The sequence below is a fragment of the Azospirillum soli genome, from assembly GCF_017876165.1.
GTDB lineage: Bacteria > Pseudomonadota > Alphaproteobacteria > Azospirillales > Azospirillaceae > Azospirillum > Azospirillum soli.
Window position 1 is genome coordinate 162955 of record NZ_JAGINQ010000009.1, and the last position, 11995, is coordinate 174949.

Consider the following 11995-nt stretch of genomic DNA (forward strand, 5'->3'; position numbering starts at 1 on the left):
AGCTGCGTTGAACCCGTTCACCCGCCGCGCGGCTGCCCGAGGAAACCACTATGAGCAAGACATACAAAGTCGCCGCCATCGCTGGCGACGGCATCGGCAAGGAAGTGCTGCCGGAAGGCATCCGCGTGATCGAAGCCGCCGCCGCCAAGTTCGGCCTGACCATCGAATTCACCAGCTTCGATTGGGCAAGCTGCGACTATTACCTCGAACACGGCCGGATGATGCCGGACACCTGGTTCGAGACATTGAAGGGCTTCGACGCGATCTACTTCGGCGCGGTCGGCTGGCCGGACAAGGTGCCGGACCACATCTCGCTGTGGGGCTCCCTCATCAAGTTCCGGCGGGAATTCGACCAGTATGTGAACCTGCGCCCGGTGCGGCTGCTGCCGGGTGTGCCCTGCCCGCTCGCCAACCGGAAGCCCGGCGACATCGACTTTTTCGTGGTGCGCGAGAACACCGAGGGCGAATATTCCTCCGTCGGCGGCCGCATGTTCGAGGGCACCGAGCGCGAGTTCGTCCTTCAGGAGGCCGTGTTCACCCGCCACGGCGTCGACCGCATCCTGAAATACGCGTTCGAGCTGGCCAACAGCCGCCCGCGCAAGACGCTGACCGCCGCAACCAAGTCGAACGGCATCTCGATCAGCATGCCCTATTGGGACGAGCGCGTCGCGGAGATGGGCAAGGCCTACCCCGGCGTCGCCTGGGACAAGCAGCACATCGACATCCTGTCCGCGCGCTTCGTGATGCAGCCCGACCGCTTCGACGTGGTCGTCGCCTCCAACCTGTTCGGCGACATCCTGTCCGACCTGGGCCCGGCCTGCACCGGCACCATGGGCTTGGCGCCCTCGGCCAACCTGAACCCGGAACGCCGCTTCCCCTCGCTGTTCGAGCCCGTTCACGGCTCGGCGCCCGACATCTACGGCAAGGGCATCGCGAACCCCATCGCGATGATCTGGTCCGGCGCCATGATGCTCGACTTCCTCGGCAACGGGGACGCCGCCTGCAAGGCCGCCCACGACGCGATCATCGCGGCGATCGAAACCGTGCTGGCCGAAGGTCCGCGCACGCCGGACGTCGGCGGGACGGCGAACACGACCGACGTCGGCAAGGCGATCGCCTCGGTGGTTTGATCCGAACCGGCGGCTCATTCAGGAGGCTAATTCAACTCCCGAACCACCCGGACGCCGTTGTTCAGGTAGCGAACGTCCACGTCGTAGAACAGCCGCGCGGTGGAGCTGATGTCGGTCATGCTCGCCCGCCACGATCCACCGCGCAGCACCCGCTCCCGACAGTTACCCGAGGTCCAGGCACTGCCGTCACCCGGCGCGCCGGTGTAGCTGGCGTTCCAGCAATCGGCCACCCACTCGGCCACGCCGCCGTTCATGTCGTGCAGGCCGAAGGGGTTCGGCTTGTAGCTGCCGACCGCTGGCGGGGTCAGCCGCTCTTGCGGGCCGCCGCAGTCCTGGCAGTTGGCGAAGGTGCCCGTCTGCCCGGCCCACCAGTAACGTCCCTCGGTCCCGCCGCGCGCCGCGTATTCCCATTCGGCCTCGGTCGGCAGGCGGTAGCGCTGCCCGGTCTTCTGGCTCAGCCACTTCACGTAGGCCTGCGCCTCCTCCCACGAGATGTTGTGGATGGGGGTGTTGTCGTTGGCGTTGGTCATGCGCGGCATGCCGGCGGTGCAGCCGCCACCGTCCACGCAGGCGCGCCATTCGGCCACCGTCACCTCATAGGCGCCGATGGCGAAGGGTTTGGCGATGTTGACCCGGTGCGCGGGCCGTTCCGTGCGGTCCCCCTGCTCGCTGCCCATGGTGAAGCTTCCCGCCTGGAGGCGGACCATCACCGGGCATTCCCGGCAATCCTGAAAGCTGTTGGACCGGCTGTGGTTGCGCACGGTGCCATTGCTCGCGTCATTCGGCGGCTGCGGCGCCGGCATGGCCGCGACCTGCTGCGGTTCCCCAGCCGGCGCCGGAGCAGGCGCGGGTGGAGGCAGCGGCGCAGCCTGTGGCGCTTGAGGCTGTGTCGGAGGCGTGGCGCCTTCGGTGCGCTGCTCCGGCGGTGTCATGCGGATCAGCGGGGCGAAGACATAGCCCTGCGACCCGTCGTTCAGCGCGACGCGGTACCAGCTGCCGCCCGGCACGCGCCCCAGAACCTTGACCTGCGTGTTGCGCGGCACGTTGGCGACGCGGGCGGCGTTGTTGGCCGGGGACGCCCGCAGGTTGGCGTCGGAAACGGTGACGTAGGTCCCATCCTCCACCGGATCGAGCTTGGGCGCCGCCATCGCCACCTCCGTGCCGGTGGACGGGCGCGCCGCCTCCGACGTGCCCGAGAGCATTGCCGGCTGGCTGCCGCTGACGGTCGTCTCGCTCTTGCGCGCCACGGTGGTCAAGGAGTTGAGCTTCTGCTTGGCCTGCGCCGCGTGGGCGCCGTTGCCGAACAGCCGCAGGTATGCTTCCAGATCGGCGGGCTCGCTGCTTTCCTTCACCATCCGCCACAGCCCATCCTCAAGGTCCGGCGCCGAGGGGGCGGAGCCCGGCGGGGCGACCTCCAGCGTGATGGTCGAGGTCGCGCGCCCGCCCTTCCCGTCCTCCACCAGGAAGGCAAAGGCGCCGGCTGGGCCGGGGGCGGACTGTTCGGGGTCGAAGGTCAGCCGGGTCAGCACATCGGCGGTCAAACGGTCGCTCGGGCGGATGAAGGTGGCGCCGTCCTTGACCTTGCCGCGCTCAGGCACGGCGGTCACGGTGATGGTCATCGGATCGCCGTCCGGATCGGTCGGTGCTTCGATGCCCAGCGGGTTGGGCACGGCGCGGAACGCGCGCTCCGCCACCGTGACCGGCGGGCGGTTGCTGGGCTTGATGGCGATCTTCACCCCGCCCCGCACGGTGCCGCCCCGCCCGTCCATCACCGCGAAGTCGAAGCTGCCGGCCTCGCCCAGGGCCGTCGCGTCGGGCTTGAAGCTGGTCGCAGCCAGCTGCTCCACCGTCAGGTAATCGCCGATCAGCACCATGCGGTCGCCGATCAGCACCCGGCCGCCGCGCGGCAGGCCGGTGACCTGCGCGAACAGCTGGTCGTCGTCCGGGTCGGTCGGCCGGCCGATGCGCATCGGCTCGGCGTCGGCCCGGTCGAACACCTCCAGCGGCTTGATCTCGCTCAGCACCGGCTCCCGGTTCGGCGGGCGCGGGTTGAAGTAGAAGGGCGTCGCGCCCAGCGAACCGAAGATGTACGGCTCCTGCCGGCCGTTGGTGGCCTGCTTCACGCTGTCGCGCACGTTGCGGAAGAACAGGCTGAGTTCCAGCCCCGGGGTTTGCAGATGTTGCAGCAGCGCGGACGTGTAGGGGCTGTGATCGCCCTGCCCGTCCTCGGCCAGCTGGTCGGCGCGGGTAGCCATGGCGACCAACGTGTCGCTGGGCGTGTCGTCGATGCGGGCGAAACCGTAATTCACCTGCAACCGGTTCTGCCCGGCCCGCTTCAGCCGGTCCACGAAGGGGTTGTTGCGGCAGGCGTCCAGCATGAGGATGCCGAGCTTACGGGCCTGCGACAGCTCGCCCAGCATCAGGTTCAGCGGCATGGCCTCGTAGACGAGGTCGCGCTCCCGCTCCAGCCGCGCGTCGGCCGGCACGATGTAGTTGTTGCCGCCGACCTGGATGCCGTGCCCGGCGTAGAAGATCACCGCCACATCCGCCTGCGACGCCCTGATGCCGAAGTCGCGCAGAGCGCGCTCGAAGGCGCGGTTGTCGAGATCGAACTTTTCGTCCACCTCGAACTGGAGCTTGCGCAGAGCCTCCCCGATGGCCTTGGCGTCGTTCGGCGGGTTGGGAAGTTCGGGGGCGGATTCGTACTTCCCGATGCCGACGACCAGCGCGATGCGCTTCTCCTGGGCGCCGGCCTCCGCCGCGCCGAACAGGGCCAGGACAACCAGCCACATGAGAAGGCCGAAGCAGCGTCGCGCCAATCGTCCTTTCACCATCGCGCTGTCTCCCCGCCGGGTGAGCCACCAACACAGACCGTGACAGCAGACGGTGACCGCGGCAGACGGGGCCGCGATCCGGTGATCTATTGTTGCTGGAAATGCCAGCCTATTCTTCCGGATCGTTCACGCCAAGCGTTCAATCAGCCTAATCCCGAAAACAGGATCGCGCCTTCGCCAGCGGAATTACCTCATCTTTGTCGAGGCGCCTTCACTCGCCCGCCTCGGCGGGACGAAGCGCCTGCGGCCCCGCATCGTCGAGGACGAGCCAGATGCGCACGGCCTTGCGCTTGCCCTTCAGCGCCACTTCTCCCACCGGCAGGCCCCGCACCTTGCCGTCCACCGCCGTCCAGGTCGGCTCCCCGATCACGATCCGGCAGTGGGGGGAGGAGCGCATGTCCACCGTCTTCCCCAACGCCTCCAGCCGCGCCGCCGTGTTCGCCGTGTCGCCGAGGAGGGAGTATTCCATATGACGCAGACCGCCCAGACTGCCGGCGACCAGCGGCCCGGTGTGAATGCCGACGCGGATGCCCACGGGGGGCAGCCCCTCCGTCTGCCATCGCCGGTTCAACTCGGTCAATTCCCGCCCCATTTGGAGCGCGCAACGCACCGCGCGTTCGGCATCGGCGTCGATCTCCGCTTGCGTCGTGCGGGCGATGGGGGCGCCAAACACGGCCAGGATGGCGTCGCCGATGAAACGCAGCACGATCCCGTCATGCGCCGCCACCACCCGCACCATCACCTCCAGATAGCCTTCCAGCCAGCGGATCAGCGGCTCCGGCTCCAGCGCCTCGCAGACGGTGGTGAAGCCCTCGACGTCCGAGAACAGGACGGTGGCGGTCAGTTGCTGCGGCTTCGGCCGCCCGCCGGCCAGAAAGGTCGCCCGCTCCTGCCAGATTTGCTCGGCGACGGGCTGCGAAACGTGGTTGGCGAACAGCCGCATCAGGTTGCGCCGGTCCGCGCGCTCGCGCAGCGACAGGTGCGCGGTCATCGCCGCAATGCCGCCCAGCCACGCGGCGGACGGCGCCATCATCGGCACCAGCGGCCCACCCTGCGCGAACAGCGCCACTCCCGCCGCCCACAGCCCGAACAGGACGCTCAGGCCGGCGAGCGCCAGGGCCCAAGTCGGCAGCCCGGCCACCGCCAGTGCCACGCCCGCGGCACTCAGCAGAACGACCAGCGCCGCCTCCCACCCCAGCGGGATGGTCCGGCTGGTCCGCCCGTCCAGCAGTTGCGCCAGCACATGCGCCTGGATCTCCACCCCCGGCGTGGACAGCCCGGCGACCGCCAGCGGCGTGCGGTGCTGGTCCACCCCGACCAGCACGGTCCCGACCACGGCGATCCGCCCGGCCAGCCACTCGCGCGGCAGCATCGGCACCATGTCGGCCGGGTAGACCGGGAAGGGCTTCGCCTCCGGCGACGGACCGGCGCGCCAATCGATGCGGAAGGGCTCGTCGGGGATCGGCGTCCCGGCCAACTGGGCCAGCCGCGCCGGGAAGCTCGGCGTGCCGTCCGGCCCGCGCGGCACATGCCAGCGCACGGTGCCGTCCAGCCGGTCCTTGGCGAGGTTGGCGTGCCCGTGCGGGATGCCGTCCAGAAACCGGCCGAGATAGCGGCGCTGTTCCTCGGTCAGGGGCGTGTCCTGCAAGGCGGTGATCCCGACCACCGGCACGGTCGCCCGCCGCAGCGTCTGCCGCAGCCGCTCATCCAGCGCCGGCAGGGTCGGCTGGTCGAACAGGATGTCGAGCCCGATGGCCCGCACCCCCGCCCGCTCCAGATTCCCGACCAGATCGGCCAGGAATCCCCGGTCCACCGGAGAGCGGCAGGCCAGCGACGCGAACAGATCCTCGCCCAGCGTCACCAGAACCACGCCCTTGTGCTGGGGTTCCGGTTTCGCGAAATAGGCGATGGTCACGTCGCGGAAGCTCTCGTCGGCCGAGCGCAACGGCGGCACCAGCCGCGTCAGGCCCAGCGCCGCCGCCGACACGCCGGCCACCACGGCCAGCACCAGCCAGGGCGTGGTCAAAGTCCCTCTCTCATGAATGGGTCCTCAATCCACGCGCAGGATGACCTGGGCCATGACCAGATCGGTCTGCCGAAGGGAGTTCAGCGTCTGCTCCAGCCGCGCCGCCGCCTCGTCGCTCAAGGGGCGAAAAGCGTCGCGCCGCCCCGGCAGGTCGTTGCCGAGGTCGCGTCCGGCCGCGAAGCAGCGCACCTCCTGATCGCCGGTCGGCTCGCCCGCGCGCAACGGCATCGGCATGCGGTCGCCCGGCATCGACAGGGTCTGGTGCCCCTCCACCAGCGAACTGGCCGACGGCCCCGGCGGGAAGATCGGCGTCAGCTGGCCGCGCACGTTGCGCAGGTAGCAGTAGACATGCGCGTCCCGGTTCGTCTGAAGCACCAGCTTCACCGGATCGCCCGCCTTGTACGTCGGGTACAGCCCGCGATCGGTGGAGAGGTACAGGTTCAGCGGCGCCATGGCGTCACGCACCGGGGTCAGCAGGGCGGCGGCCTGCGCGGCACAGCCCGCCCCCGCCAGCCGCACGGCCAGCGCCGCCCCCTCGCCGCCACCGTCCACCACGCGCAGGTGCAGGGCGTGGCGCGGCTTGCCGTCCGCCCCGGCGACGGACAGTTCCGTGCCGTCCTTCACCGAAAGCTCCTTGGGCCAGGGCACGGAGGGCGCCTTGTCCCAGCTGACCTTCGCCGCCGTCCCGCGCGCGGTGTCGCGCAGGGTCGCCGGGATCAGCGCCGGGTCCTGTGGCTTTTGCAGCATCGGCGTGCTGCCGGCCTTCACGCACTGCGTGCCGGGCTGGCCGGGGTCGATGGCGAAGGCCTGCTCCGCTCCCTTCTGCAAGGGACTGCTCAGCGCCCGCGCCGCGCCCAGGTCGGTCTGGAAGAAGCGCTCACCGCCGACGAGGCTGCCGACGCCGTTCCACGACGAGGACTCCGGCATCTTGTCCAGCGCGCCCTCGAACGGGCCCTTCACCCGCACCATGCGGCCGTTGGCGAACAGGAACAGCGCGTTGGCGCCGTCCGGCACGGTCACGGATGAACCGTCCGGCACGACCTGTCCCTGGGCATAGCCGGGCGCGGTCGAGGCGACGACCACCGCCTCCGCCGCCTGGACGGGCACGCTTGCAAGGCTTCCGAACAGAAGAGCCAGGGCCGCGCATGTCGCTTTCCGCATGCTCACCTCCACCGGCGGGGATCGCGAGATCATTGGGGTTTCCCGGACCCCTGTCCAGGAAACGGAGGGGGAAGGCCGGGCCTTCGAACCCGGCCCAAAGAAGGTGTGGGAACGCGCGCGAATGGGCATGACAGATCCTCCAAAGGGATTGGCCGGAGCCTTCGCGCCCAGCCTAAGCCATCGCGAACGCCAGTGCTGTGAGCCGGCCCACAACACGCCGCTGGCCTCCCGCTTTCACGCCCCTGCTGTGGCCCCCGTCACAGCGCACCGCATTCCGTCGTCCTAGACTGCACCGCAGCACCACCATTCTCGTACCCCAGAGGAGACGCCCCATGTCCGCTTCGCGCGTGTCGCCCATCCCCTCGCGCGGCACCTTCGCCCGCTATGGAATCCATGACGTCGCCTACATGCGAACGGTGCTCGTGGAAGGCCGCGTCGCCTACGCGGTCCACGCCGCCGACGGCACCTGTCTGTGGCTCGACGCCGACCGCGAACAGGCCGGCGCCGCCCTGAAGGAGCACCGCATGCAACTGGTCAGCGTGCATTGACGAACCCCCCTTTCCCCAAACGGGAAAAGGGGGTTCGCATGGCTTCTTCCTACTCCGTCGGCCCGAGCAGACATGAGGTCCGGTTCTGGCTGACGATGGACAGGGTCGTCTCCGGTCCGCCCCCCCGGCGGAAGCGCAGGGCGTTCATCTGGCTGGCGAGGCTCAGCGAGATGACGTTCAGGTCGGTCTCGTCGATGATCTTTTCGCCGTCCTGCCAGCACTGGACGCGCACGCGCCCCTTGGCGACGCCGATGTCGATGCCGCCGGTTTGCGGACCGACATCGTGGCCGTTCTTCTTGACCAGCGTGGCCCCGGCGGTCCCGACACAGAGCGGGACCGCCGCGACGGCCATGATGAGAAGCAGGTTCCGAACCATGGCGCGTCTCCTTCCAAACCCCGTCAGCGGACGGGCTTGAACTCGACGCGCCGGTTGCGGCTGTCGTTGGGATCGGGGGTCAGCGGCTGAGCCTCGCCCATGCCGGCGATGGCGATGCGCTGCGGCTCCACATGGTGCATGCGCACCAGATACTCGCCGACCGACACGGCGCGGCGCTCCGACAGGACGAGGTTGTACTGGTCGCCGCCGATGGCGTCGGTGTGCCCCTCGATGACGAGGCGAAGCGAGGGATCCTGCGACATCAGCCCGCCGACCGCGTCGATGTAGGCGTAGAAGTCGCGCGGAATTTCGGCGGAGTTGAAGGGGAAGTTGATGCGGAAGCCGAAGGCGTTCGGCTGCTGCTGTTGCCCCTGCATCGCGGATTCCGCCGCCGGGCCGGTCTGCATGGTGGCGGGCTGCGCGGCGGACTGCCGCTGCGTCGGACGCGGCGTCGCCGTGGGCAGAGGGGCTGCCGGCGGGGCCGCCGCTTCCTGGATGGGCTGGCGCTTCGGCCGGGGCTGGGGCGCCGGTTCAGGCTGCGCCTGCGGAGGCTGGGTGTAAGCGGGCTGGGAATAGTTCGGCTGGGAATAGTTCGGCTGGGAATAACTCGGCTGGGCCATGGCGGGCGGCGCCGGGGTCGGCGCGCCGCCGTAGTTGGCCGGCTCGGTCGGGCGCGGGCGCTGGGCACTGCCGACGCCGCTGCCGATGATCTCGATGCTGCGGGTGCGGATCTTCGGCTGCTCCTGCCCTGCGGTAGGGGCTTGCGGCGTCCCGACCACGTCGCGCAGTTCGTCCACGGTCGGCGGGCGCTCGAACATCATGACCTTGGAATTGCCCAAGCCCTCCACGGTCTGCGCCAGCGCCGGCCCGGCGCAGGCGACGGCCAGTACGGGCAGCGCCACGCGGCTCAGGAGACGAAGACTGGTCTTGGACATCGGAGCCCTCCTAAGGAAAGGTCGTTGGATGGTCATGCCCCCTGTCTACCCCTGTCCACCGGTGCCCCGCTGTGAGCCGGCCAACACCTCGCCGTCGATTCTTCACCGCATGGCCGACACCGCCGGCATCACCTGCACCCTCATCTGCTTGGACTTGACGCTCGTCCCCTGGATGCTGCCGTAGGCGCCCAGCACGTCGGCCAGAGAGGCGCCGGGGATCGGCTGAAGATCTTCCGTCTTGTACCGCTCGGGGATGCGCGTGCCGATCTCGTCGCGGGCGACGACGCAGGCGATGGTCTCGGCCGCACCGGGGCGGTCCATGCGCAGGTTGAAGGGCTTCTGCGCACCCGGCGGCACCTCGGCCTGCTGGTTGGCTTGGAGGAAGGCGTCGGGCTGGAAGCGGTTCGGGAAGATGCGCGCGACCGACCCGCCGGCGTCCTGGTAGTAGCAATAGACGAAGCCGTCCGCCGTCGGCTGCACGCGCACCACCAGCGCCTCGCCCACGCGGTATCGGGGCTGCGGCCCCCGTTCGGAGGTCAGGACGATGTCAGGCGAGGCTGCCGCGCCCGTCGGGGGAGCAGCGCGCGGCAGCCCCTCCCCACCCGCGTTGGAGACCGACTGGATGCGTGCGGTCTGCCCGGCGCGGCCGGAGGGCTGGGCCAGCATGCGCTGGTACAGGTCGAAGTCGATGCGGCCGGTGGCGATCAGATCGTGGTCAGCCTGATAACGGGACACCGCATCGCGCGTGCTCTCGTCGAGTTGCCCGGTGTCCGATCCCTGATAGTAGCCTTCCGCCGCCAGCACGCGCTGAACGTAGGCCACGCGCTGCGACGGCGCCATGCCGTCGAACCAGTCCCGCGCCTGGGCGGTGAAGGTCGGGTTGGTCTGGTCGATACCCAGGCATTGCCAGTAGGGGGTTCGGGTCATCTTGCCCAGCACCTCGATGGTGCTGAGTTCGACCAGCGTCCGCACCGCCTGGTGCAGCCCTTCGGACTTGTTGAGCGAGACGTTGAAGGACAGGCCGGCCTTGCCGACCACCGCGCCCGCGTCGGCGCCCTTGCCCGATGAGACGACGGCGAGCGAGTTGCTCGCCGACAGGCCGGGGATGATCTGGCGGGTCGCCAGTTCGCCGATGTTCAGGTCGACCGAGATGACCGACATCACCTGATCGGCGGAGATGCCGAGATCGACGGTCGGCAGGGAGATGCCGGCACTCGCCGCCTCGCTCACCACATTGTCGTCCAGCTGCGTGATGGCGCCGCGGATGTAGTAGGACGGCGCGCGGAAGTTCGGCTGCACGCCGATCATCCAGTACAACGCGTTCACGTCGTCCAGCGTCGGTTCGAAATCCACGAAGCGGAAGGCGCTCGACCGCTCCGACATGCGGGACACGGCGGTGATCAGCATTTCCTTGGTGCCGCCGGCCACCTTGCCGGTGGCGTCGGGGATGCCGTTCGACGTGATGAAGATGTCGCGCTTGCCATGGTTCCACATCAGCGTGTCCATGCAGCGCAACGCCTCGGTGAAGCTGGAGACGGTGCGCACCGCCGGGGTCTTGGGCTGCTGCACCACCGTCGCCTTTTCGCCCGACGTCACGCAGGCCCCCAGCAGCAGGACCGACGCGGCGGCCAGCGCCTTCGGGATCAACCCACTCGGGTTCAGCCGATGCGGCATGATCCGCCGCCGAGCGCACACCATGGCGAACTCCCTGCATGCATGATTGTCGTTTGTGCGATTATTGGACCGGAACGGCTGTTCCCGAACGGAACTTCCGCGCGGCCTGCATGGCTCCGGAGGAGAGGCGTTACCCCCGAAGAGGAGAAGGCCGCCCCACCCCCGGTCAGTGGATCGAAAATCTCAGCGGATCGAAAACCTCACCGGACCGAAACCTTGGTGCTGTCCCCACCGGGTCGCACCGTGATCGTGATCTTCTTCGACATGATCGGCGGGTCGTGCGGGATATGGTCCTGATCGCCCATGAGCAGTTGCAGCGTGTGCTTGCCGGGCGGCAGTTCCAGGTACGTTTCCGTCTGGCCCTTGCCGAAATGCAGGTAGTTCTTGTTGTTCGGGATCGGCTCGTCCATCGGCGGCAGGTCGGCGTCCACGATCAGGTGATGGTGGCCGGTGTTGTCCTTCTTCACCCCGGCCGGCGCCACGCCGAAATTGCGCAGCCCGAACCAGACCTTGAAGCGGCCCTGCACCGTCTCGCCGTTGTTGGGCCAGCCGATGTAGAGGTAGACGTTGGCCGGCGCCTTCACGCGCCCGGTCGGGACGACGCCCGGTTCCGGCGTGCTCTCGTGCTCGTGCGTCGGCGACGACGGTTGGGGCGTGTTCTGGCTGTTGGGCAGCGGCGTGTTGACCGGGTCGGCTTCCGGCGACGACTGCGCCGACGCCGGTCCGGCGACCAGCAGAAGACCGAGGCCGACGGTGCCCAGCAGCGTCGCGGCTATGCGTGTCATGACGTCCTCCCCCCTCGGGCTTCAAGGAACGGTGGCTTCAAGGAACGGTGATGGTGACCTTGTTCGACATGATCGGCGGGTCGTGCGGCACGTGGTCGGCGTCGCCGACGACCATCTGGATCGTGTGCTTGCCGGGCGGCAGCTCCAGCCGGACCTCCGTCTGTCCACCGCCGAAATGAAGGGATTGCTTGGTGTTGGGGATCGGCTCGTCGAGGTTCACCAGCTCGCTGTCCACCAGCAGGTGATGGTGGCCGGTCTGTTCCTTGCGGATGCCGGCGGGGGCGACGCCCATGTTCTGAAGGCCCATGCGGACCCAAAGCTTGCCGCCGGGGATCACCGCGCCGTTGGGCGGCCACATGATGTAGGCACGCGCCCCGTCCGGGGCCTTTTCCCGCTCGGCCAGTGCTGCTCCGGGCAACAGGAGAAGCGCGGCCGCCACAATCATGGCGACACGTTGCATAATCCCCCCCATTGATTTTGAAGGACCGATTTTATGCCCTGTCGAGGCGCAGGGATCGGGGTTTTT

At 68.9% G+C, this 11995-nt stretch carries 10 protein-coding genes; 2 read left to right on the forward strand and 8 right to left on the reverse strand.

The genetic code is table 11. The features are described 5' to 3' along the window. Positions 1–50 precede the first annotated feature (50 nt). Positions 51–1130, forward strand: coding sequence for a tartrate dehydrogenase (locus tag J2852_RS16235; RefSeq protein ID WP_209877303.1), 1080 nt, complete (start codon positions 51–53; stop codon positions 1128–1130). 26 nt (positions 1131–1156) lie between these two features. Here the strand turns inward: J2852_RS16235 and J2852_RS16240 are convergent, their stop codons facing one another. The 3 genes from J2852_RS16240 to J2852_RS16250 all read right to left on the reverse strand — a co-directional run bounded on the left by J2852_RS16240 (position 1157) and on the right by J2852_RS16250 (position 7151). After that, on the reverse strand, positions 1157–3964 hold the full coding sequence (locus tag J2852_RS16240; protein WP_209877311.1) for an SUMF1/EgtB/PvdO family nonheme iron enzyme: 2808 nt from the start codon (positions 3962–3964) through the stop codon (positions 1157–1159). Positions 3965–4175: 211 nt separating this feature from the next. Continuing rightward, entirely contained in the window at positions 4176–5990 is a 1815-nt protein-coding gene (locus J2852_RS16245; protein WP_209877314.1) for an adenylate/guanylate cyclase domain-containing protein, read from the reverse strand. A 24-nt stretch (positions 5991–6014) separates the two neighbouring features. Beyond that, positions 6015–7151: a DUF4384 domain-containing protein gene (locus J2852_RS16250; RefSeq protein ID WP_209877316.1), complete on the reverse strand. Its 1137-nt coding sequence runs from the start codon at positions 7149–7151 to the stop codon at positions 6015–6017. Between the two features lie 332 nt (positions 7152–7483). On the opposite strand from J2852_RS16250, the gene J2852_RS16255 reads away from it, so the two are divergent. After that, on the forward strand, positions 7484–7699 hold the full coding sequence (locus J2852_RS16255; protein WP_209877318.1) for a DUF1150 family protein: 216 nt from the start codon (positions 7484–7486) through the stop codon (positions 7697–7699). 49 nt (positions 7700–7748) lie between these two features. Here the strand turns inward: J2852_RS16255 and J2852_RS16260 are convergent, their stop codons facing one another. The 5 genes from J2852_RS16260 to J2852_RS16280 all read right to left on the reverse strand — a co-directional run bounded on the left by J2852_RS16260 (position 7749) and on the right by J2852_RS16280 (position 11929). After that, the gene (locus J2852_RS16260) at positions 7749–8075 is read right to left on the reverse strand and encodes a hypothetical protein (protein ID WP_209877321.1); all 327 of its coding nucleotides are present in this window, start codon (positions 8073–8075) and stop codon (positions 7749–7751) included. A 23-nt stretch (positions 8076–8098) separates the two neighbouring features. Then, positions 8099–9010 (reverse strand): OmpA family protein, encoded by a 912-nt coding sequence (locus J2852_RS16265; protein ID WP_209877322.1) that lies wholly within the window; start codon positions 9008–9010, stop codon positions 8099–8101. A 102-nt stretch (positions 9011–9112) separates the two neighbouring features. Further along, positions 9113–10684, reverse strand: coding sequence for a DUF4384 domain-containing protein (locus J2852_RS16270; protein WP_209877324.1), 1572 nt, complete (start codon positions 10682–10684; stop codon positions 9113–9115). Between the two features lie 200 nt (positions 10685–10884). Next, the gene (locus J2852_RS16275; RefSeq protein ID WP_209877326.1) at positions 10885–11469 is read right to left on the reverse strand and encodes a DUF4399 domain-containing protein; all 585 of its coding nucleotides are present in this window, start codon (positions 11467–11469) and stop codon (positions 10885–10887) included. Between the two features lie 37 nt (positions 11470–11506). Then, positions 11507–11929, reverse strand: a complete 423-nt coding sequence (locus tag J2852_RS16280) for a DUF4399 domain-containing protein (protein ID WP_209877328.1) — start codon at positions 11927–11929, stop codon at positions 11507–11509. Positions 11930–11995: the final 66 nt, after the last annotated feature.